We start from the raw sequence: 22,600 nt of genomic DNA on the forward strand, positions 1-22,600 counted from the left end.
GAAAGGGTGGTCAGATGGGCGGTTATCGTCCGTTTGCCGGGGTTTTGGGGTGCTAGTATCAGTAAATAACTTCTTACTATTACTAAAAAAACCTCATGGAAAATAACTTTCTAAAACAGATTCAGCAGTTCCTGATGGATTTTGAAAGCGCGCCCCTGAACCCTGATTTACCTCGTTACCTGGCTGATTATCTTTTCTCGCATCAGCAATTACTGGATGATGCCGAAACAACGCTGACGCTAATAAATACCCTAGGCGACTGGCTGGACGGAATAGAATTGCAGCCGAACCAGCTTTACCTCGCACTATACCTGTACTGGATTAGCGCAATGACCCGTAACGGTATCGAGGTCTTTTATTTTGGCGATTTGAATCATCTGCAATTCCTGGGCGCTCGTTTCAGCACGCCGGTGATTAATAATCTTTACTTCCTCAGTGCGGCAGAGACCAACAGGCAGGAAATTGACGATTTTTACGCGAAGATTGCCGGTAGCGTAGCGCCATTTGTCATTTACGATCCCCAGGGGCTCAAGCTGGCCCTGGCCGTTGAACACTCCCAGGCTATTGCCTGTCTCTCCTTTTTTGACCTGTTGATTGATAATTTTATTCCGGCAAGCCCCGATGCCGGGAGCCTCACGCATTTGCTGGCGAAACCCTATTGTGATTTGGCTAATCCGCAGGTAAAAACGGCGATTATCGGTAATTCTTATAGCTTCTATGGCTTCCCTGAAACGCTCCTTGAGCACAGCGTTAATATCTCTACCCACAGCCTTGGCCTTAAGCAGGCGCAGCAGCTGACCCGCCATATTCTTGACCGCTTTCCCCATATTGAGAATTTTGTGTACTGCCTCGGCTTTTTTGACCTCTACTGCGATTTATTAAAAAGCAAAGATGACTTCAATCAGCAGATAATCCATGTCTGGAGCCAGCTGAACAGCCATTATCAGATAAAGGAAGTCAGCGAGTCGGCAATGGACGGCTGCCTGGTATTCAGCCGCCTGGCGATGCCGTCTCCCGCTCAGGGAGTGAAAATAGACGGGTTAGAGGATTTAAGCGCGCGCGACCAGGTGTGCGACAACTCCCGGGCGATATTTGCCAGCACCGATTATCTGCCTGTTGAGCAGCAACAGCAGGCTGCTCAGCAGCGGGGTGTTTCACATTCGAAATCGATTCGCCATCATTTAACGCTGAATGAGAATGAGCTCCGGGTAACAGCATTGGCGACTGAGCTGAAGCAGCGCGGAAAGCAGGTAGTCTGGCTGACGCCGCCTTTCCCTCCGGCCTACGTGGAGCATCTTGATGAGGAGATGAAGTCCACCCATCGGCGCTGCTTTGCCGGGCTGGAGAGTGCGGGTTCGCGTTTTATCGATCTTTCAGAAAACCAGGCGTTCCGGCCCGAGGATTTCCGGGACGGCGATCATCTGAACTTTACCGGTGCCAGCAGGATGGCGGCAGAGTTGCGCAGATTAAGAGTGGTTATCTGATAAACAAATAAGGAAGGGGAAGCCCCTTCCTTAGTCTTTCCGGTTTCAGGTTCCGGCGGTCAGGCAGGCTGGCTCGCCCGCTTCAACATCTGATAAAGCTCGTCTTTAAGCCTCAGTTTTTCTTTCTTCATTTGCACGACTTCATCGTTATATCCCGTCCCTTGCGGACCCTCCCTGCGCATAATTTCGCTATCGAGACGGTTGTGCTTGTCAAACAGGCTGAGAAAGCGGGGGTTTTCGGATTTCAGGTGGGAAATCAATTCACGGTACTCAGGAAACATGTCAGGCCTCCCTGGTCGGATGGTAGGTGAATGGAATGAAACTGGCAGATGCCAGAGTTCAGTGTAGAAGCAGAAGGCCCGCAAAGGAAAGGTTAAAAAAGCATCGAATTGTCAATTTGCGATCCAGGTTGTTCCAGCGTGTAATGACATGCATTCTCATTCATCAGCGAAAAATAATGCCGTAAAAAGCTAAAGACGGGGTCATTTTTGTGCTCTAAGATATGTCTATGATATATCTTAACCCTCAAGAGAATAACCTATGACGATACAAAATAGCGGCAAAAAAGTGCCTGTTAGGGTGCGAAATGAACTCAAATTCCGTGAGTTGACGGTAAAAAGCAAAGACTTTATCGCTAATACCTTCTTCCGTATTGTGTTCAGCGGCCCGCAGCTGGCCGACTTTTCCTCCCGGGGCTTTGATGACCATATCAAAGTGTTTTTCCCGGCGGTGGACAGCGCTTTTACTCCACCTCAAATCACCGACGAAGGTATCGTCTGGGGCGACGGGCCGCGTCCACAATCCCGCGACTATACGCCGCTGGACTTTGATGCGGTACGCCAGGAGCTGACGATAGATTTCTATCTGCATGAAGACGGTGTTGCCAGCAACTGGGCTAGGGACGCGAAGCCGGGCGACAAGCTCACTATTGGCGGGCCGCGCGGTTCGCTGGTTATCCCAACCGATTATCGCTGGCAGTTGTACATCTGCGACGAAAGTGGGCTTCCGGCGGTGCGCCGCCGACTGCAATCCCTCCCGGCTGACGCGCGGCCGCTGGTGCTGGTCAACTGCCACAAAGCAGAAAGCCTCAGCTATCTTGAAGCGTTCACCTCCGCACAGGTACAGGCTCTAAAGCATGATGAAATCGTTGAGCTACTGAAAGAGCTTGAGATCCCCGCTGAAGATTATTTCATCTGGATAGTGGGCGAAGGCCAGCAGGCTAAACAGCTGGGCGACTATCTGCTGGACGTTCGCGGCCTGGATGTAGACCTGGTGCGCACCGTCGCTTACTGGCACGGTAAATAAGGAGCGGGCTATGCGAATTCATCATTTAATGCAGCAAAAATGCGAACGTCATGAACGCCACGGGGGAAGGGGCGGCCACGGCCGTCATGAGCAAAGCAACCCGGAAGGTCGCGCCCGTCATCGCCGTGAGCGCCTGTTTGACGCCAACGATATTCGTCTGCTGATCCTGCATTTACTTTCCGGTGGCCCGGCGCACGGCTATGAGCTAATCAAATCCATTGAAGGACTGGCAAAGGGAGAATATGTTCCCAGCCCCGGCATCATCTACCCGAACCTGACGCTGATGGAAGAGATGGGGCTGATTGTTGCCGGCGAAGGGCAAAGTGGCAAAAAAGCATTTGTGTTAACAGATGAAGGGAAAACGTCTCTGGCAGAGCAGTCTCAGGAGCTTGAGGCGGTCACGGGGCGGCTGGCCTCGCTGGGCGTGCTTGGCGATAACCGCCGTCTGCCCGAAGTGCAGCGCGCCATTCATAACTTTAAAATGGCGCTGAATACAAAGTTGGGAAGTGCAGGCTTGTCGCAGGAAACGCTGTACAAGATAGTCGATACCCTTGACCAGGCGGCGAAAGATATAGAACGCAGTTGAGTCCAAAAGCCATTAACTGAAAGTAATACCGGTGCTGATATGCGATAAGCTATTTTTACATGGGAAAAGGCTTAATCATGCCGGTATCTGCATCGCAGCACAGAGTTTCGACCGGAGCTTACCAGAAAAAACTTCACGATAATTTCAGGGTAAATTCCACACTAAAGACTCAGGGCACAAACCCGGACCGCACCGGCATTCCGGATGAAATACGCAATGTAGGAAGCAGCATCAACAGAGTAGTCAATTCCTGCGAAGAGCTGAGCAGACCATCATACCAGGGTACAGCGTCGCGGCAGGGCATAGCCGCACCGCTGTTGTTGCTGTTGAGTCAGGTAAGGCTTGATGCTATCCCGTTTTCAGCTGACCCACTAAGATTTCCGGCAGCAAATGCATCGCCGGTGCCGCTGGCTGAAACAAAATCAACCATGGCAGCAGATATCTTCCGGAATTTGAAAAGCGATGGCTATATTGTTACAGGCGATCGGAAGCAGAGCGAATTAATTTCCAGCCTGGTAAAGTATTGGGTCTCTGACGGGCAACTGACCGCAGATGAAAGCGGAGATGCTGAACTGTGGCTTAGGTCGGAAGCCGCCGGCATGCCGATGGTTGTTGCCCGCCTTGATAATGATAGTTCGGGCACTACCCGCACGAGACGGGCTCTGGTCGAAGAGTCTGACCCTGGAACTGGAGAACATATAAAAGAACACTGCGCATTTGAAGAAGACATACTTAATGCAAGGGGGGAGAACCAGGGAAAGCTGCTTTTATTCGAGGCCCAAAGGGCCGAAAATCCGTTTCGCATGATATATGATGATACTGATGGAGGCCCCTCTCCGGAAGCCCGTGGCGCTGCAAATGGCCTTAACATAGTTGCCGGCATTCTTACGCTGGGAATTATGCCCTTATTCGGGGGACTTATAGCAAACGCCAAACGACGGGAATATTATCAGAACAAAGGGGATGAAATTTGTGCAGAACGATTCAGAAGATTATTTATTGCGGAAGTGGCAACATCTCTTGATGTGGACGGGCTGACATATACGCAGCGGGGAGGTACCGGAAAAGTGAAACCATCAGAACTTTTCCATGCTTTGCCGGAACAAGAGAGGGCCGCTTTTTATACCCGTAACCCACGCTCCGATATCAGAAAGGAAATTCTGCTGGAGCTGAAACAGGGAAATGGAGCAATAAATGATAATGGACGCAAGGTTTATCTCAAACCAACTGATAAAACAAATGAATTCACCACATATCACCCTGATGCGGTAAACACGGAATTACTCGAGAGACGAGTTATTGTTGATGAAAGTAATATGTCATGGCGTTATGCGGATAGTTTTGACTCATCGGCTCTCAATGTCGAAATAAGTGAGGGAAAACAACAGGTAAGACTCCATGGTGAAAACTATGAACTTCATCAGGATGCTGTCGGCAAATATGAAATCGTTGTAAATAAAAAATCAGGGGTGAAAGAATTTATTCCGGTTTATATGGAACCATTATCACGGACATGGCACCTCAGCACGCACAATGAACACTCTGTATTCAGCAACAAACAAATTAACACCATTACAGAAATAAAAGTAAAAAAAGAAAAGGGATTCTATTATACCCGCAGAGAAAACAATAATCAGAGCTACTACGGGAAAGGTAATATATATGTACAGGAACAAATAGGTGACTACAATCGCTATCCCTGGGGGCGTTATGTTGAAATGAACGGGGAACTGGTTCCAGTTAAAGAAATGATAACACCGGGACATGGTTCCCATTATGAAGTGTACGACCGGTCGTTTCCTGAGAAAAAAGGCCATCGGATTGAGTGGGATGGTGAACGCTGGTTATTTGAGCGAAAAACATCTGCTCATGTATCTGAAGATTTAGAGAAAATAATTGATCCCGAAATTGTTGTTGCGAAAGCGGACGTGGGAAAAATTTCGGCCCCTGACCATCAGGGGTTAAGATATGATGCTGATGAAAATAGATATATTAAAATTGATAATAACTTTGTTAATGTTTATAAATATGAGCAGTTATATTGCATCAGAAAAAATAATGGTGATAATTTATTTATTGATTTTAAAAGCGATGAGTTCTTTTTGCATGGGAATAAGGTTACAGATAGATTTGATGCCAGAAAGCTAGCGAATATAGATATATCCGCACTTGGCGTTCACTCTGTTCCAAATCATAAGAATATTTACATTACAGATAATGGTAGTCTTTATATAAAGCTGAATGGTGAACATTATCCAGTCGAATTTATGGGTAAGGATAGACGGGTGGTTCTTATTGGATCACCAAATGAAATTCGCTTTTCCTGCATATATGGGGATGAGGATGGTAGTGTAAAAAATATCGATGAATACCTTGATCAGTCCATTTTGACATATAATGGAGATGCCGGGTTGTATATTGGCACCGATATGGCAACAGAAAAATCACAGATTATGAAATATGATAAAAACAAAAACAACCTGGTTAAAACTCATGCTATTTCGATCCGTGATATAAACAAACAACTAAATAAAATAGAGTTCAAAAACTTTGATCTGTACATTCCTAAAAAAACGTCCCGCGATGTATATCTTGCAGCACATGCTGCACAGGATATTAATCTTGCCAGTCAAATACCTGATAACCTCGAATTAAAATTCTATACAGAGAAAGGGAGGCCTCTTCATGGCTATGTTGATGACTTGCAAGATTTAGTGAATGGAAAATTTAATGCGGTAGAAACAAAAAAAGGAGGTGAATACATTGAGGCTTACGCTATAATTTTTGATCATGATTCACAAATTAATTACGCCAGGTTAGCAGTTGAATCAAATAAAAGTATAATAAAGGTTAAAGATCATGGTGAGGTGACATTGAAAAATTTACTCCGCGATATATCTTCCCTGTCTGATGAAGATAAAACGCTTCATCTGTATATGTGCCGATCTTTTTAAAGCTTCCGCTGACGCTTCTTTTAATGCCAGCGTTAAGCTACTAACCGCATAGATGACGTGTCAAAGTCCCTCGGCAGGTGAACGTGATTTCTCAAAACGAATGTCCGACTCGCCAGATATTGAGACGGGCATCCATCATAAAATCCTGTTCTATATCGCCCCTCCGGGTTTAGCCGAAGGGGAGATGATTACTGGAAGCTATAGCTCAGGTTAACGCCCACGCCATAATTACGGCCCGGAGCCGGTTCAAAATAGCGGCCGTTTCCTTCGTTTACAATCACCGAACCAACATAATCCCGATCAAACAGATTATCTACCCGGCCCCAGACGTCCAGCAGCCAGTTTTGCTTCACATGTAATTTGTAGCCGGTATTCAGCGAGGTGGTAGTATAAGTTGGCGCTTTTGCATCGTTCTGGTCGTCGGCCTGAATATCGCTCATATAGCGCACATCTGCTCCGGCGTACCAGCCTTCTTCCGGGGCGTATTCCAGAGAGGCATAGCCCATATTGCGTGCGATGCCCGGCATGCGATTGCCGTTACAGTCACTCGCCCCGCAGGCGTTACTGCGGTACGTCGCATCAAGGTAAGTCCACGCCATCTTCATGCGCCAGTCATAGCCAAACTGTTGGTCAAGCGACAGCTCAAGCCCGCGCCTGCGAGTTTCTCCGGCATTTTTGTAGGTTGTGCGACCGCCGCTGCTTTGATCGACAACGATCTCGTTATCGGTATCGGTCTGGAACAGGGCCGCGGTGAAGAGGCCGTTGCCTATGCGATTTTTACTGCCAACTTCAAAGGTGTTACTGGTGGATGGTTTGAGGCCAAAGTTAAGTCCGGATTCGCCGTTATCGCGGTAGGAGAGTTCATTGATTGTCGGCGTTTCAAAGCCGCGCCCCGCTGAGGTGTAAACATTCCACCCGTCGTTTATCGCGTATTTGAGCGAGGCCGCAGGCAGCCATTTATGGTAGCTGGCGTCGCCGCTGTCATCCCCGTTTTTACCGACGATGTAATGGTCGTTTGAGTCGAAATAGACCGAGCTATAGCGCACGCCCGCATCGAGGCTAAGTTTGTCGGTTAACTGCCATGCGGTTTGCAGATACGGATCGAGGTTCCACATCAGGTTGCGCTCATTGCGGCGCAGATTACCCTTTTCACCGAATACCGGTGCGCCGTTTTCAACCACAAAATTCTCGTAGCCTTTGCGCTTTTCGGTCATCGTTTCATAGTCCAGACCGGTGGTGAAGGTCACCGGAACCACGCCCAGATCGCCGGTGTGCGTCCAGCGCGTATCAATCCCCTGATAGTGCCTCGCGAGCTGAATAACACCGCCGGGGTGGGTCGGGTTTTTCTGCGGAGCCAGCGGGATTGACTGATATTGCGTGGTTTCCCGCACGCCCGCGTACATCATCACGCTTAAATCATCGTGCTCGCTGAGCTGGCGCTCGTAGCGAAGGCCGCCCTGAGTCTGTTTGGTGGTTTTGCGGGTGTTGTACTGATCTGCTCGCGGAGCCTGGCGCGGGTTATCCCGCCATTCCTGCTCCGTCAGGCCGCCCGGGTCATTGGCATCGATATCCACGCTGTTAAACATCAGAGTCAGCTTGCTGGCGTCATCCAGGCGAACGCCTAATTTCGCATTGCCGAGATTTTTCTGGGCGCTGCTGTGGTCGCGATAGCCGTGGGTGGTGAACCTGGAAGCTGAAATCGCGTAGTCCACGTCTCCTGCGTGGGTGCCGTCGCCGGTGGAGCCAGTCGCCTTCACGCTGTTGCGCCAGCTGCCGAAACTGCCGTAATAGCTGCTGGCTTCCAGGGTTGGCGGCTGGGTTCCGGTTTGGGTTTTAACGTTTACCACGCCGCCGGAAGCGTTGCCGTAAAGCGCAGAGAATGGCCCGCGCAGCACTTCAACGCTTTCCACGCTGTTCAGGTCAATATTCGAAGTTTGCCCCTGTCCGTCGGGCATGGTTGCGGGAATACCATCAACATACATGCGCACTCCGCGCACGCCGTACATCGAGCGCGAGCCAAAGCCGCGAACCGAGAGCTGCAAGTCCTGGGCATAGTTCTGGCGATTTTGTATCTGTAGCCCCGGCACGCTGCTAAGGCTTTCGGAAAGATTTATCCGCGGAGCAGCCAGGCGCATATCGTCGCCATTTACCACGCTAACCGCCGCTGGCGTATCCAGTTCTGAGACGGTAGCCGGTTTTGCCGTAACCAGCAGGGTGGTTTCGTCGCTTTTAGCCGTTTCGGCGGCGTGGGCAAAGCAGGGCGTAAGAGCCGGGATTAAAAGAAGTGGGAACGCGGTTTTCATTCTGTGAGGCTTGTTTTTCAGAGCTATTTTCATCAGGAAGTGTTTTGCGGCTGGCGCCAGTTATTCTGGACAGGAAGGGTATATGTTAGTGGTTGTGTGTAAATTTTGAAAATTATTAGCGCACGTAACGTTAACTATTGGTTGCGAGTGATGAAAAAGAGGGCAAAATTTTTTTTAAAATTGCTGCATCCGGCGGGAGTACCTCAAACGTATATCCAGTTGTGAGCAACTTTTGCTCCTACAACTGAGGAATTCAAAATGAACAAATACTTTGCTTCTGCCGTGTGTGCTTCCGCTTTTTTCAGCACTATCAGCATTGCCGCGATGAATAATGACTCAGTCATGGTCGGCGGTGCGGCTATGTATCCCTCAAAAAATATCGTTGAAAACGCCGTGAACTCCAAAGACCACACCACGCTGGTTGCGGCAGTTAAGGCGGCGGGCCTGGTGGATACTCTGGAGAGCAAAGGGCCGTTTACCGTATTTGCACCTACCGATGCGGCGTTTGCCAAACTCCCGGCTGGAACAGTGAGTAATCTCGTAAAACCTGAAAATAAAGCCACGCTGACTTCTATCCTTACCTATCACGTCGTTGCCGGAAGGTACGACATGAAAGCGCTGGAGAAAAAAATTCAGCAGGGCGGCGGGCACGCGGAACTGAAAACCGTTAACGGCCAGCCGCTGTGGATTATGAGCAACGGCCCGCACAATATTCAGCTTAAAGACGGCAAAGGAAACATTGCCAATATCAGCACTTATGACGTTAATCAGAAAAATGGCGTAATCGACGTTATTGATACCGTACTGATGCCGAAGTGAGTGTCTATACTCGATTCAGGCTTGTTGCCCGGTCGGGAACTCTATGGATAAAACTCTGGTAGAACAGCAGGTAAAATTGATGCAGGCGGTCGCGGAAGGCGACCGTCGCGCATTTGAGCAACTTTATCGTCAGACTTCGTCCCATCTTTTTGCCGTGGCGCTGCGTACCGTTCAGCGCCGCTCCTGGGCAGAAGAGTGCCTGCATGACGCATTCCTTACGGTATGGAACCGGGCTTCAGGTTACGACCCTGCGTTAAGCTCTCCGGTCACCTGGCTTACCCATATCGTGCGTAACCGCTGTATTGACTGGTTGCGCAGCGGGCAGTCTCGCGCGGCAAATCAGGAAGATGAATTGAGCGATCAAACGCCGGATGTTGAAGAGCAGCAGGATAACGGCTGGTGCGACGAACAGCAGGCCAGCCGACTGCGCGGCTGCCTCGACGGGCTTAGCAGTGAGCAACGGCAAAGCGTGGTGCTGGCCTATTATCAGGGCATGTCCCACGGCGATATCGCCGACTGGCTTCAACAGCCGCTCGGCACGGTTAAAAGCTGGATCCGCAGGGCGCTGGATCATCTGAAGGATTGTGTCGGCCTATGAACAGCAGCCAAAAAAGAGATAATGCCCTTGCCGCCGAATATGCCCTCGGCACGCTGCGCGGCAATGCGCGTTTACGGTTTGAAAAGCGCCTTCGGCTTGAGCCGGAGCTTGCCGCCGTGACGGGCCGCTGGCAGACGCTGCTGGGCGGGCTGGACAGCCATCTTGCCCCACAGCAGCCGCCCGAAAGCGTGTGGAAGAAAATTCAGCTTAGCCTGCCGCCGGAGCGCAGCAATGAGCGTTTACGCTTGAGCTGGAACTATCTCGGCTGGGCACTGGCCGCCGGTATTGCGGCCGTGGCACTGGTGCCTTATTTCAGCAGCAAAGCGCCGGAACTGGCTCCGCTGGTGGTGCTTAACGGCGCGCACCAGCAGGGGCAGTGGCTGGTTAGTGCAGACAGCGAACGTAAAACCCTCAGCCTGACGCCGCTCCAGACGGCGGCGATTTCCGCCAACAATAGTCTACAGCTGTGGGCTATTCCGGTGGGGGCGAAGCCGGTTTCTCTGGGTCTGCTGGATAGCAGAGCACAGAGTAAAGTGAGCAACGGAGGCGTGACGTTGTCACGCGGGGTGGCTATCGCCATTAGCCTTGAGCCGCAGGGTGGTTCGCCAACGGGTCAGCCAACCGGGCCGGTGGTGTATAGCGGAGTGCTGTAGCGATTAATCCTCTCCCGGCGGGGAGAGGATTGGGGTGAGGCGGGTTATTCGTGGTGATCGTGAACTTGCTCAGCCACTTCATGCACGCGCTTACGCGCCCCGAACCAGCCCAGAGTCAGCAGCACACCCAGCACCGGAATAGACGCGATTGTGTAGGTGCCGTTCGGGTAGTCGAGCGCCATCAGCACCAGGACGCCAAGCAGGAACAGCAGCGTCAGCCATGAGGTAAACGGTGCGCCCGGCAGCTTGAAGCTTACTTCTTCCGCTTTCCCTTCTTTAATCGCTTTGCGCAGGCGAATCTGGCACAGCACGATAAACGCCCAGGAAGTGATAATGCCGAGCGAAGCGACGTTCAGCACAATCTCGAACACCTGAGAAGGAACCAGATAGTTGAGGAATACGCCAATAACGTAGACGCCGCTGGTTACCAGAATACCGGCATACGGCACCTGGTTCTTGCTCATCTTCGACATAAATTGCGGAGCGGAGCCGCCCATCGACATAGAGCGTAGAATACGCCCGGTGCAGTACAGCCCCGAGTTCAGGCTGGAAAGCGCCGCCGTCAGCACCACGATGTTCATCACGTCGCCGATGTACGGCACGCCAAGCTTCGAGAAGAAGGTAACAAACGGGCTTTGGCCTGCCTGGTAGGCATTCCACGGCAGCAACAGCACCAGCAGCACCACCGAGCCCACGTAGAACAGGCCGATACGCCAGATAACGCTGTTAATTGCCTTGGGCACCATGGTTTTCGGGTCTTTACATTCCCCGGCGGCGGTGCCTACCAGCTCGATGGAGGCAAAAGCGAATACCACGCCCTGTACCAGTACCAGAGCAGGCAACAGCCCGTGCGGGAACAGCCCGCCGTTGTCGGTTATCAGGTGGAAACCGGTAGTGTTGCCGTCGATAGGTTTGCCGGTGCCGAGGAAGATGGTGCCGACAATCAGGAAGGCGACAATCGCCAGCACTTTGATTAGCGCAAACCAGAACTCCATTTCGGCGAACCACTTCACGCCAATCATGTTCATGGCGGCGACCACGGCCAGCGCACCCAGGGCGAATATCCACTGTGGGACATCGCCAAACGCGCCCCAGTAGTGCATGTAGAGCGCAACGGCGGTGATATCCACGATGCCGGTCATCGCCCAGTTGACGAAGTACATCCAGCCGCAAACGTAGGCCGCTTTTTCGCCGAGAAATTCACGGGTATAAGAGACGAAGCTGCCGCTCGACGGGCGGTGAATAACCAGCTCGCCCAGCGCACGCAAAATGAAGAAAGAGAAGATACCGCAAACTAAATAGATCAACGCCAGCGCGGGGCCGGCTGCCTGCAGGCGGGCGCCGGCGCCGAGGAACAGGCCGGTGCCGATAGCGCCGCCGATGGCAATCATCTGTACGTGGCGGTTGCCCATCGCCTGGTGATAGCCTGAGTCCTGTGAATTTAACCAACGCCTTTTGGCGGCGCGGTGTTCCGCTTCAGTCTTTGTTTTCATTGAGATTCCTGTCTGCCTTTGAGTTAAAAAGCGCCGTCCTTTTCCGCCCGTTAATTCTGGCTGCGGAGGCCGTGAAAAAGAGGGCGAGGAATCCTGGCAGAAAATTGAATGAGAAGCAAAATTACAAACTTGCCATTTTACTGATGATATTCAGTAGCTGTGACGCGGGTAACATTCTCAGACTTGAGGCGTTATCCAGCCTGTGCTGAATGGGGGATGTAGCGGCAGTCGTTTTGCATTCTTACTGCCGCTTCGCGATTAGTTATAGAGGATTGTGGGATCAGTAAGGCAGCAGGCTGGCATTATCTGACGGTTTTACTTCTTTCAGCACGACTTTGTTGATGCCGTTTGCTCCGGCTGGCACTATCCTGGTGACTTTGAAGTTTGCCAGCGGAGAATAAATTTTTTCTTCTTCGGTCACGCTATTACCGAATGAAAGTCCGTTACCCACAAAGATCCCTCTCGAGCTGTTGCCCTCAACCTCAAACATGACTTTTACCGCATCTTTGCTGTCGTTGGCGAATTCTTTGGCCACGTTGGCGCTTTTAGAAGTGGAGAAAAACTGGCCCAGCTTATAGGTCTGGCCGTTGGTGAGGGCATTAAAACCGGCCTGCGTCATTCCCTGCCCACGGTGTGTTTTAATGGTTTCACCGCCCGGTGTATACCACGCTTTAGCGCCAGCTTTGACCAGCGAACTGAGGTTAGTCGAACAGGCATTAATGGTATTTTTTATATCTTTATTCCCGCCGGAGAAAATATCATCGCCTTTGCTTCTTTGGTACTCGGCGATAACTTTGCTGCCGCTCAGGCTGCCCGGTGTTTTTGACTGCCCGGACTGGTAGCGCGCCTCGGTATTTAACGCTTTGCAGCCTGCATCACTTTGATAAATAAGTGAGAATTCCTGCCTGGTTTTTTTACTGGCTACATCGTTGCTGGTTTTAACTATTGTGGTGGAGGTTGTTTTCTGAGTGGTGACTACAGGGGTTTGAATTTGCCTGGTGAGCTCTTTCTTCTTATTCATATTATCATTTAATTCTGATTCCTTTTTTTCCAGTGTTGTGTGGTTGGTCGATATTTCTTTTTTCACCAATGAGATTGCATCTGAAGCTGAAACCTCACTCCCCCTGGCACCCAGTTTTGTTGCCGCAGCCTGGCGCTCTTCCTGATAGCGGCCTCCGTTAAACATGTTTTTAATGAAATTATCACCTTCACCGGGTTTGAAGTTACTGCCCTTCAGACGAACGCTGCTGTCGTCTCCATGTTTATCAGCGATAGAATTTAGCCTGTTTAATGATTTCCCCCCTCTTTCTATTGAAATGGTTAATTGCTCGATTGAATTTCCGACCTTTTTTATGTTAGCGGTCAAATTCAGTACTTCATCCCGCATTTCAGCCTTTGTGGGTTGAATGGACTGGGTTGCAACAGTGGTTGCTCTATTATTATTGACACTCATATTCATAGGTGTGTTCTCTTTAAAGGTAAAAGGCAAAAAAAATTACTCAACGATATATTCTTTCCGATAATGCGTTAGTTAATGCTGGAAAGCTTTCAAGAAACGCTTCTGAAAGGGCGAGAAAGGAGCGGAGGCATAACGAAGGTGAGTCTTAAAAAAACGCACGCAGCTCTTTACCTGTTTACCCCAAATCTTGCTAACTCGTGCCTGAAGACGAAAAACTTGTTTGTTTACCCGGGCGGGTGGTTTACAGTCGCCACCAGGCTTAATGCTTGTAAGGCCTTATTACACATAGAAAAAACAAGTTCTTTTTACATGGGAAGGATAGAGCATGCGAGCATCAGATTATCTCCGATTGTTGTTTCTTGCCGCGGTCTGGGGCGCCAGTTTTCTCTTTATGAAAATAGCCGCGCCGGAATTTGGCGCTATTAATACGGCGTTTTTAAGGGTCTTTTTCGGATTTTTTGGGCTGGCCGTTATTCTCTTTATTCTGAAATCATCCTTTAACTTTGACGGCAAGTTTCGCTCCGCGCTTGTGCTGGGAGCAATAAACTCCGGGCTGCCATTTTTTATGTATTGCCTTGCTGCACAACTGTTACCCGCAGGGTATTCGGCAATCTTAAATGCAACGACTCCGTTAATGGGCGCGATCGTCGGCTTCTCCTTCTTTGGCGAGAAGCTTAGCGCCAGAAAATGGGTCGGCGTGGTGCTGGGGCTGGCGGGGATAATGGTCATCACCTCAGTCGGCGATGCTCATTCAACTAACGAGAAAATCTTTGGCATCATTGCCTGCCTGGTGGCGACTACCTGCTACGGCGTTGCCGGGTTCTTAACCCGCCGCTGGATCTCTGATAAAGGCGGGCTTGATCCTAAAATTGTCGCTTTTGGCAGCCAGGTTGGCGCGACGCTGTTCCTGCTTCCATTCTTTGCCTGGAGCGTAAGCACAGGCCCAACCATAAACTGGATGCAGGGTAACGTGTGGCTAAGCGTGCTTGGGCTCGGTATTATTTGTACCGCCGTTGCCTATATTTTTTATTTCCGCTTAATTGCTGATATTGGGCCACTGCGCAGCCTGACGGTGACTTTTTTAATCCCTCCTTTTGGCGTCTTATGGGGATACCTGATTCTAAACGAGACCATCAGCGAAGGGTTTATCATCGGCGCGCTGATTGTCTGTGTTTCAGTCTGGCTGGTTATCAGCCCGGAAAAGAAAAGGGTAGCCGTAAACGGTTAGCCGTTGCGGCAGAGCACCCTCTAATGGCGTTATAATCGGAGCGTGCTGGCAGCCGGTTTCTGGCACGCATTCAAGGAGAAACGATGAAACGTGAAGCCCTCTTTGCCGCCGTATTTGAAAAATACCAGGTTGAGCCTGACTATCCGTGGGATAAATTTAAGGATTACGCTGTGTTGCGTCACCGCTACAAAAGAAAGTGGTTTGGCGTGGTGCTGAGCATATCTGGAGCGAAACTCGGACTAGAGAGCGATGAGATAGTAGATATCGTTAACGTTAAGGTGATGCCGTCGGCGGTGGGCTCGTTAAGAATGCAGCCGGGCATATTGCCCGGCTATCATATGAATAAAGAACACTGGATAACGGTGCTGCTGGATAAGGTGCCCGATGAAGATATCCTCGGGCTGCTTGATGAAAGCTTTAGCCTGACCCGCTAATTGCGTTTCCAGCTTACCGCATAACAGTAACGCGAGCCGGAAAGCAGAAACTCCGGCGAGACGCTGGGGCTCCAGGAATCGTCGCCCCCGACGCCCATATGGAAGCCGTCGATATTCAGCCAGCAGCCTGCCTCCTCTTTAAGCAGATGGCGGTGAGTAGCTTCGCGCAGCTGCCGCTGGCTGTAACGGCTTATACCGAACTGAAAATCACCGCTAAGCCGGTTCTCACCATACTCAAGTAACGTTGTGCCGCAGCGAAGGCCGCTTTCACCCGGAAAGACGTATGGCGTATACATGGCCGCAAGCGGCTGCGTCCAGCGGTCGTAGTGCGCAGAGCTTTGGCGGTCGGGGTAGTTTTCGTGCGGGCCAAGCCCCTGCCAGCTAACCTCCGGTTCAATCTCTGCCAGCTGGCAGCTCAGGCCAATTCGCGCCGGAGCCGGAATGCCGCAGGCAACCTCAACGTCCACGCTAATATGCAGTTCGCCCTCGCAGTCTATACGGTAGCTTTTTCGGCTAATAAACAGCTTGCAGCCGTTGCCCCGGAAAGCATGTTCGCTACGAATCAGGACTTCCTTGCCCAACGAGAAGGCTTCAAAGCCGAGCAGTTCAGTCGTAAGGCTATACATACCGGCCGCCTTCCAGCGCTCTACCCAGGCATTCGGATCGATATGCGCGGCTTCGCTGATGCCGATATCGTTATCCAACGGGGCACGAGTGAAGTTATCCTCAAGCGGCGTAAGAAGAGCGGGACGCTGATGGCTAAGCCACTGGCAAAGCAGGCCGCTTGTGCGCTCAAAGCGCCAGTGTTGCTCGCCGTGAAATACCTCCGCGTAGCGCTCATCCATTTGCAGGACGGGTGCAATACCCGGTTTGCCGCTCTGCGGGGCGACCAGCGTTGACGGCAACTGCCATTGATCTTTAGCGCAAATATGACCGGCATCGCTCCAGGCCGTAGCGGCCACCTGCCGCACTTCGATATTGAGCCAAAGCTGCCCGCTGAGGCTAACTTCCGGCAGGCTTAACTCAATAATCCGGGTTTCCTGCGGTGGCAAGTCGAGCGAGTATTCTCCGCTTGCTAACGTTTCCCCCTCGCACTTCAGCGCCCAGAAAAGATGTTCGTTATCGCAGTGGCGGAACAAGTATTCGCTGGTCACTTCCAGCCGGTTGCCGGGCAAAAGCTGGAACTGGAAGAACTGCTGCGCCTGTTTTGCTTCGTACAATGCGGGATGAGGCGTACGGTCAGCAAACACCAGGCCGTTCATACAGAACTGACGATCGTTTGGCTTGTCGCCAAAGTCACCGCCGTAGGCCGCCCACGGCATGCCGTTTTCATCGTAACGTGTGAGCGACTGGTCTACCCAGTCCCAGACAAAGCCGCCCTGCAGGCGAGGGTGCTGGCGGAAGGCGTCCCAGTACTTGCTGAAGCCACCGAGGCTGTTGCCCATGGCGTGGGCGTATTCGCACAAAATCAGCGGACGATTCTCTTCCGGCAGGCCAATCCACTTTTTAATCGACCACTTCGGCACCTGCGGGAAGGGCTGGTCCATATCAACTCGGGCATACATAGGGCAAACAATATCGGTTGCCGCACTGTTTGCGCCGCCGCCTTCGTACTGCACCGGGCGGGTTGGATCGTTAGATTTAATCCAGCCGTAGAGCGCATCATGATTGCTGCCGTGGCCAGACTCATTGCCCAGCGACCAGATAATTATCGACGGGTGGTTACGGTCTCGTTGCACCATGCGGGTGACGCGCTCGGCCATCGCCGGTAGCCAGCGTGCGTCGTCGCTCAGGCGGTTCATCGGCACCATGCCGTGGGTTTCAATGTTCGCTTCATCCACCACATAAAGCCCGTAGTAATCGCACAGGCGATACCAAAGTGGATGGTTAGGATAGTGGGAGCAGCGCACGGCGTTAAAGTTATGCTGCTTCATCAGCAGAATATCCCGGCGCATGGTTTCGACGTCCATCACCTGGCCGTTTTCCGGGTGATGCTCGTGGCGGTTGGTGCCGCGCAAAAGCAGCGGCTTGCCGTTAAGCTTTAATAATCCGCCGCTGATTTCAACTTTACGGAAGCCAACATCGCAGGCTTCGGCTTCAATGACATCATTCCCGCGTTTGAGCAGCACTACGGCGCGATAGAGGTTCGGTACCTCTGCGCTCCAGAGCAGCGGGCTTTGAACGGGCAGACGCAGGCAGGTACGGTCATTATAACTGCCGCGTTCGTCAATGGTTTCGCTACCGATGGCCTGCTGATGAACGGCAATCAGTTGGTCTGCATACCAGAGCTGAACGGCAATTTCGAAGCCTGAAACCTCAGGCCCCTCAATCATTACCAACGCTTCTAATTCGGCACGGGTAAAGTCTTCATTTAAATGGGTCACCAGTCGGATATCGCTGATTCGGACATCCGGCTTATGCAATAGCGAAACGTCGCGGAAGATCCCGCTCATGCGCCACATATCCTGGTCTTCCAGATACGTGCCGTCGCTCCAGCGCAGCACCATAACCGCAATGCGGTTTTGGCCGGATTTTAACGCAGCGCTAAGGTCGAATTCTGAGGGAAGGCGGCTGTCCTGGGCGTAACCTATCCATATGCCGTTGCACCACAGATGAAAAGCCGAATTCACTCCGTCAAACACGATGCGCGTTTGGCCGCTGCTTAACCACGCCTGTTCGATATCAAACATGAGCGAGTAACAACCGGTGGGATTCTCTTCCGGCACAAAAGGAGGGGTAACCGGGATTGGATAGGTAATGTTGGTATAAATCGGCGCATCGTAGCCCAGCATTTGCCAGTTAGAGGGCACGGGAATCTCTTTCGCATCCCCCAGGTTTTGCGTTAACCAACTTTCCGGCACCGACTCAGGGCGAGGAAAATAGCTAAACTGCCAGATGCCATTAAGCTTTTTAAGCGACGGTGACGGTGCATCGTTGCGCGCGGCTTCTGCACCTCGCCAGCTGGAAAAGGGGGGATGCGCTGCCAGCTGATTGAGCTGCGTAACCGCCGGAGATTCCCAGTCTCGCCGGGCAAGAATAGCGCTTAGTGATAGTGTTCTGTGACTCATTTCGCCGGGCCTCTTTTTTTACTGTCTACACAGTTCAGGGCAATATGTTGCTGAAAGCCGATGAAGTAAATAGGTGACCGGGTTCGGAAGAAAACAAATTTGCAAAATGTATATCCCGTCTTGTTCTGGATGAAAACCAGGCAAAGCGCCGCGAGCACAGAAGCCAGGCAGGCAATAAAATTCAGGGGGAATTAGTCGTTAAAGTTACAAATAGAGTTAATTTAATATCGTTAGATCAGCAGCTAACCCATTTTCACTGCCAATAAATGCTGATATCACTTTAATAATCACCCATAAAAATGATCGTTTTATGCAAATTTAATTTTGCCCATATGCTTAGCTTGGCGGGCACCAAAGGATATAAAAAAATTTTAATATCTATGTCAGGAGTGGATTTGTTAATGGTTAAATTATCAGGCTGCGCTCAATCATCCCGCACTATGGTGAATGTTGAGGCAGTGCATCAAAAAGAGAAGTTAAGTAATAAAGAAACGAGGAGCGTTTCGCCAGTGGGTGAAAATCTGCTAAAAGCCGCAAATACAAATGATTGTAGCTTTATTATGGCGAAGCCATTTAGGGATGAGGCCTTTGTTGAAGGGCAGGTCGCCCGCAAAGCCTGTTCGTTCACGCTTATTGCAAAACCCGATGGAAAGGGGTGAGAAAAACGGAATGTAGCCATAAATTGACTGGAATTGGCTGCAAAATAGAGAGTTAACGCTAGATTAAGGCAGGTTTGTGTAGTGATACAAACCTGTCATTACGATTTATGGACTAAAACTCTCCCATGTCATAGAGTTTCTTGACTGCGCCCGGGATGGGTTTATTGAAAGTTACATCTGGATTGAATTTTATTTTACGCAGCGGCTTAGTATACTGGTGCTGATTTTTAGCACAGGTATCTTTTTCATCAAAAATTATTTTTTCATTACTATTGCAAACGTCAGTAATATGAAGTGGAACTTTGTTTTTTGGGGAGTTTTGTTGTGATGCATTTAATGCCACGGCCCTTAGTCCAGGGCTCACAGATTTCGTAGCTGAGGTGTCTGTAGTATTCACGATGATTTCCTTTAAAAATTCAACTGTGGGGTGGAGTAGTGCAACACACCCCGGTCATGCTAATTATTAAAAAACGCTCATAACTGTTTTCGACGATGGTAAAGGCGGTGTGCTATTGCGAAAAAATTTCTGGTACCAGAGCACTAACGATCATCTCCTCTGCAGGAGGCGCATTTATAGTGATGCCATTATTTACAGCATGGTATCAGCAAAATGGCATTAGATCTCGACCACTACTTCAGGCGTATTCACTATCGTGGGCCACGCGCCGCTTCCCTCGAAACTTTACGAGCCCTTCATCTGGCACATACCTGTGCTATTCCTTTTGAGAATCTGGACGTCCTGCTCGGCAGGACTATTCAAGTTGACGAAGATAGCGTGTTTGAAAAACTGGTTATTGCTGGTCGCGGCGGCTGGTGTTTTGAACAAAACGGACTGTTTCGCAACGTGCTCGCTGAACTGGGTTTCGAGGTGGAGAATTTGTCAGGCCGCGTACTGCTGGCAAACCCGCCACAGATGCCCGCCCGTAGCCATCGCCTGACCAAAGTCACGCTCGATGGCGAAGCGTGGATTGCCGACGTTGGTTTCGGAGGCAAAACTTTGCCCGCGCCGGTACGGCTGGTTGAAGGCGAGCTTCAGGCCACCACTCACGGCGTTTACAGCCTGGAAAGAGTGGAAAATGACTGGCTGCTTAAATTCCACGGCGACGACAAAATTATTAACCTTTATCGCTTCAATCTCGAACCGCAATATCTCTCTGATTATGAAATGGGCAATCATTATGTGGCGACCTGGCCGCAGTCGCATTTCCGCCACTGCCTGACTCTGAGCCTCTACCTGCCAAACGGAGAGAAAAATACGCTCTATAGCGCTGGGGAAAATGCTCCCGCGTTTGAAAGCGCAGAGCAGCTTTACCATCATCTTCAAAGCGATTTCAATCTGAGGCTGGATCATCCGCGCCACGGTATTCAGCTTGAGGAGTTCTCAACAATGCTGGAGCGAATTGGCGTTATTCCTCACGCCTGACCGATGAACCGCCGCATTTGTGCCAAACGGGGCGCGGAGATCGCCAACGATCCCTGTGACCTCGTTTAAAATGCGGCATAAAATTGTGGTTTAATTTTTTAGGGCAGTGAAATTATCTGGTTTCGCGCGAGAGGGTGGCGCTGCGGCAGCGATAATATGATGAATATTCAAAAATTGACGATACTTTGAAAATTTCCTTTATCAATTTGAGCTTTTTTCTTTTAGCATAACGGCGGTTCTAACTCAGCGTGGCACACCGGTTAACAAACAAACGTTATGAAAAACATCTTTCTGGCAATCGTTCTCTCTCTTATGGTTATTGGCGCATTTGCGCACGATCCGCAGCCTGGTTCCGGGCTTGACGCTATTGCGGCGGTTCAGGGCAGGTAACGGCTTCGCCACCCGCCCGGGAAAAGCTTAACCAGCCCAGCGGGAGGCGCGGATAATACTGCAGAAGTTCAGCGGGGCAAACGCTGGCTCCTTATCCTTTATAACATCGGCCTTCACGTTACCAAACGTGGTGGCTGGTTTGTGTTTTATCCCGTCGTAGAACGCCTGAATAATCTCTTCTTTAAACGCCGCCGGGCGAGGGTGCTGGTTCACAATCTGTTCGCGCTGTCGGTCGCTGAATTTCTCATAATCAATCCCAAGCACATCCATTTCGACCCCTGCGGTGACCAGAGCGATTTCCGGCGCCATAAATTCTGGGATCCCCGGCGTGGTATGCAGCGCAATTGCCGCCCACACTTTGTCGATATCTTCCTGTTTTACGCCGTACTGGCGTAAAAAGTCCCGGGCGGCAAAAGCGCCGTCTACTTCAAAGCGCTTATCGCAGCTACAGTGCTCGTGGGTCAACCCCATGTCGTGAAACATACAGCCGATGTAGAGCAGTTCATGGTCAACGTTAAGCTCGCGGCGCTTCCCCGCAAGCGCGGCCCAGTAGTAAACGCGGCTGGAGTGGTGAAACAGCAGCTCTGATTCGGTATCACGCACCAGCTGCGTGGCATCGCGAGCCATTTTGCTGTCCGGAATGGCAACGCCATCAATATTCAAGCTCATCTCTTTCTCCTCATGTTGGTGTTGAGGTAGCATAGGCCGCATTCAAAATGTCTCAAATAATCGTATGGCGACGATTATAGACATATGGCGTAAGAAGCGACGTGGAGACGGCAATGGCCCATAACGTACTGATTCTGGCAGTCCCCGGCGTTCAGCTGCTCGACGTTTCCGGCCCGCTGGATGTGTTTGCCGAAGCAAACCGTATCCTGCGGCGCGAGGTTTATCTCCCGGGAGTGGTGGGCCTGGATGAAACCATCATTGTGGCCTCCTCCGGGGTAAGATTGCTGGCGGACTGCCTATTGGCCGATGTGGAAGCGGGGCGAGAAGCCACGTTTTTACTGGCCGGTGCGCCGGACGCGGGGGAGCGTTTTCTTAGCGAAAAACAGAGCGCTGATATTCTCCGTCTCTGCAAGCGTAGCCGTCGTTTTGGCTCGGTATGTACCGGCGCGCTGCTGCTGGCGCAAACCGGTTTGCTGAGCGGAAAGAAGGTCACTACTCATTGGTCAACGGCTTCGCTGCTGGCGGCGCGTTACCCGGAAACTGACGTTACCGCCGATGCTTTATACGTTATGGACGGGCCACTGCGCACCGCGGCAGGCGTGACATCAGGCCTGGATCTGGCGCTGCGGCTGGTGGAAGAAGATTTGGGGCGTGAAGTTGCCCAGGACGTGGCGGCAAATTTGGTCATGTTCTTCAAGCGCCCGGTGAACCAAAATCACTTTATTCGCGAGCAGAAAACTTCCCTGAGCGGGCGCAGCGCTTTACAGGATCTTCAGCGCTGGACGCTGGCTAATCTTGCGAATGTTGCCACGGTGCAGCAGATGGCCGCGCATATACATCTCAGCGTGCGCCACCTGACGCGCCTGTTTCATCAGGAGATGCAGATGACGCCGGGTGAGTGGCTGGAAGCGGAGAAGGTGGCAAAGGCCAGGCAATTACTGGAGGCGGGCGAGTTGCCGGTCAAAGCAATCCCAGCCGCCAGCGGTTTTTCAGGAGTGGATACGCTGCGGCGGGCATTTGTTCGCCGCATGGGGATAACGCCCGCCGCATATAAGAAACTTTATTAATCGCGTTC

19 protein-coding genes are annotated in these 22,600 nt (G+C 51.2%); 12 read left to right on the plus strand and 7 right to left on the minus strand.

The window, feature by feature from the left end:
- The first annotated feature begins 95 nt into the window (after positions 1-95).
- Entirely contained in the window at positions 96-1,484 is a 1,389-nt protein-coding gene (locus tag HMPREF0201_RS09640) for an SGNH/GDSL hydrolase family protein (RefSeq protein WP_016536416.1), read from the plus strand.
- 59 nt (positions 1,485-1,543) lie between these two features.
- On the opposite strand, the gene HMPREF0201_RS09645 is transcribed toward HMPREF0201_RS09640, so the two are convergent.
- Positions 1,544-1,765 carry an HP1242/YdcH family protein gene (locus tag HMPREF0201_RS09645; protein WP_016536417.1) on the minus strand — a complete coding sequence of 74 codons (222 nt, stop codon included), beginning with the start codon at positions 1,763-1,765 and terminating at the stop codon, positions 1,544-1,546.
- 259 nt (positions 1,766-2,024) lie between these two features.
- On the opposite strand from HMPREF0201_RS09645, the gene HMPREF0201_RS09650 reads away from it, so the two are divergent.
- The 3 genes from HMPREF0201_RS09650 to HMPREF0201_RS09660 are packed head-to-tail and all read left to right on the plus strand — an operon-like array spanning position 2,025 to position 6,329.
- Positions 2,025-2,789, plus strand: coding sequence for a siderophore-interacting protein (locus tag HMPREF0201_RS09650; protein WP_016536418.1), 765 nt, complete (start codon positions 2,025-2,027; stop codon positions 2,787-2,789).
- A 10-nt stretch (positions 2,790-2,799) separates the two neighbouring features.
- Positions 2,800-3,375, plus strand: coding sequence for a PadR family transcriptional regulator (locus HMPREF0201_RS09655; protein ID WP_115586248.1), 576 nt, complete (start codon positions 2,800-2,802; stop codon positions 3,373-3,375).
- A gap of 59 nt (positions 3,376-3,434) precedes the next feature.
- A complete protein-coding gene (locus HMPREF0201_RS09660; protein WP_016536420.1) occupies positions 3,435-6,329 on the plus strand; it encodes a putative adhesin in 2,895 nt (964 codons plus the stop codon).
- Positions 6,330-6,517: 188 nt separating this feature from the next.
- Here the strand turns inward: HMPREF0201_RS09660 and pqqU are convergent, their stop codons facing one another.
- Positions 6,518-8,632, minus strand: coding sequence for a TonB-dependent receptor PqqU (pqqU, locus tag HMPREF0201_RS09665; protein WP_039899292.1), 2,115 nt, complete (start codon positions 8,630-8,632; stop codon positions 6,518-6,520).
- A gap of 258 nt (positions 8,633-8,890) precedes the next feature.
- Here pqqU and HMPREF0201_RS09670 point away from each other — a divergent pair, with 258 nt between their 5' ends.
- The 3 genes from HMPREF0201_RS09670 to HMPREF0201_RS09680 are packed head-to-tail and all read left to right on the plus strand — an operon-like array spanning position 8,891 to position 10,702.
- Positions 8,891-9,451: a fasciclin domain-containing protein gene (locus tag HMPREF0201_RS09670; RefSeq protein WP_016536423.1), complete on the plus strand. Its 561-nt coding sequence runs from the start codon at positions 8,891-8,893 to the stop codon at positions 9,449-9,451.
- A gap of 43 nt (positions 9,452-9,494) precedes the next feature.
- Complete coding sequence (locus tag HMPREF0201_RS09675; protein ID WP_016536424.1) at positions 9,495-10,049, plus strand: RNA polymerase sigma factor; 555 nt, start codon at positions 9,495-9,497, stop codon at positions 10,047-10,049.
- Positions 10,046-10,702, plus strand: coding sequence for an anti-sigma factor (locus tag HMPREF0201_RS09680; protein WP_016536425.1), 657 nt, complete (start codon positions 10,046-10,048; stop codon positions 10,700-10,702). The genes HMPREF0201_RS09675 and HMPREF0201_RS09680 overlap by 4 nt, the downstream gene beginning before the upstream one ends.
- Before the next feature lie 44 nt (positions 10,703-10,746).
- Here HMPREF0201_RS09680 and ansP read toward each other — a convergent pair whose 3' ends face one another.
- Both ansP and HMPREF0201_RS09695 read right to left on the minus strand, forming a co-directional pair.
- Positions 10,747-12,195 (minus strand): L-asparagine permease, encoded by a 1,449-nt coding sequence (gene ansP, locus HMPREF0201_RS09685; RefSeq protein ID WP_016536426.1) that lies wholly within the window; start codon positions 12,193-12,195, stop codon positions 10,747-10,749.
- Between the two features lie 280 nt (positions 12,196-12,475).
- Positions 12,476-13,654: an ADP-ribosyltransferase family protein gene (locus tag HMPREF0201_RS09695; RefSeq protein WP_016536428.1), complete on the minus strand. Its 1,179-nt coding sequence runs from the start codon at positions 13,652-13,654 to the stop codon at positions 12,476-12,478.
- 325 nt (positions 13,655-13,979) lie between these two features.
- On the opposite strand from HMPREF0201_RS09695, the gene HMPREF0201_RS09700 reads away from it, so the two are divergent.
- Both HMPREF0201_RS09700 and HMPREF0201_RS09705 read left to right on the plus strand, forming a co-directional pair.
- A complete protein-coding gene (locus tag HMPREF0201_RS09700; protein ID WP_016536429.1) occupies positions 13,980-14,882 on the plus strand; it encodes a DMT family transporter in 903 nt (300 codons plus the stop codon).
- 83 nt (positions 14,883-14,965) lie between these two features.
- Positions 14,966-15,316 carry an MmcQ/YjbR family DNA-binding protein gene (locus tag HMPREF0201_RS09705; protein ID WP_016536430.1) on the plus strand — a complete coding sequence of 117 codons (351 nt, stop codon included), beginning with the start codon at positions 14,966-14,968 and terminating at the stop codon, positions 15,314-15,316.
- Here HMPREF0201_RS09705 and HMPREF0201_RS09710 read toward each other — a convergent pair.
- Positions 15,313-18,384, minus strand: coding sequence for a beta-galactosidase (locus tag HMPREF0201_RS09710; protein ID WP_016536431.1), 3,072 nt, complete (start codon positions 18,382-18,384; stop codon positions 15,313-15,315). The genes HMPREF0201_RS09705 and HMPREF0201_RS09710 overlap by 4 nt on opposite strands.
- A 401-nt stretch (positions 18,385-18,785) precedes the next feature.
- Between HMPREF0201_RS09710 and HMPREF0201_RS09715 the strand changes: the two genes are divergently transcribed.
- Positions 18,786-19,043: a hypothetical protein gene (locus tag HMPREF0201_RS09715; RefSeq protein WP_039898225.1), complete on the plus strand. Its 258-nt coding sequence runs from the start codon at positions 18,786-18,788 to the stop codon at positions 19,041-19,043.
- Between the two features lie 112 nt (positions 19,044-19,155).
- Here the strand turns inward: HMPREF0201_RS09715 and HMPREF0201_RS09720 are convergent, their stop codons facing one another.
- Positions 19,156-19,440, minus strand: coding sequence for a hypothetical protein (locus tag HMPREF0201_RS09720; RefSeq protein ID WP_039898226.1), 285 nt, complete (start codon positions 19,438-19,440; stop codon positions 19,156-19,158).
- Between the two features lie 213 nt (positions 19,441-19,653).
- Between HMPREF0201_RS09720 and HMPREF0201_RS09725 the strand changes: the two genes are divergently transcribed.
- Positions 19,654-20,466 carry an arylamine N-acetyltransferase family protein gene (locus tag HMPREF0201_RS09725; RefSeq protein ID WP_016536435.1) on the plus strand — a complete coding sequence of 271 codons (813 nt, stop codon included), beginning with the start codon at positions 19,654-19,656 and terminating at the stop codon, positions 20,464-20,466.
- A gap of 417 nt (positions 20,467-20,883) precedes the next feature.
- Here HMPREF0201_RS09725 and HMPREF0201_RS09730 read toward each other — a convergent pair whose 3' ends face one another.
- Complete coding sequence (locus HMPREF0201_RS09730; protein WP_039898227.1) at positions 20,884-21,525, minus strand: HD domain-containing protein; 642 nt, start codon at positions 21,523-21,525, stop codon at positions 20,884-20,886.
- Between the two features lie 113 nt (positions 21,526-21,638).
- Between HMPREF0201_RS09730 and HMPREF0201_RS09735 the strand changes: the two genes are divergently transcribed.
- Positions 21,639-22,592 carry a GlxA family transcriptional regulator gene (locus HMPREF0201_RS09735; protein WP_016536437.1) on the plus strand — a complete coding sequence of 318 codons (954 nt, stop codon included), beginning with the start codon at positions 21,639-21,641 and terminating at the stop codon, positions 22,590-22,592.
- Positions 22,593-22,600: the final 8 nt, after the last annotated feature.

Source organism: Cedecea davisae DSM 4568, from assembly GCF_000412335.2.
GTDB lineage: Bacteria > Pseudomonadota > Gammaproteobacteria > Enterobacterales > Enterobacteriaceae > Cedecea > Cedecea davisae.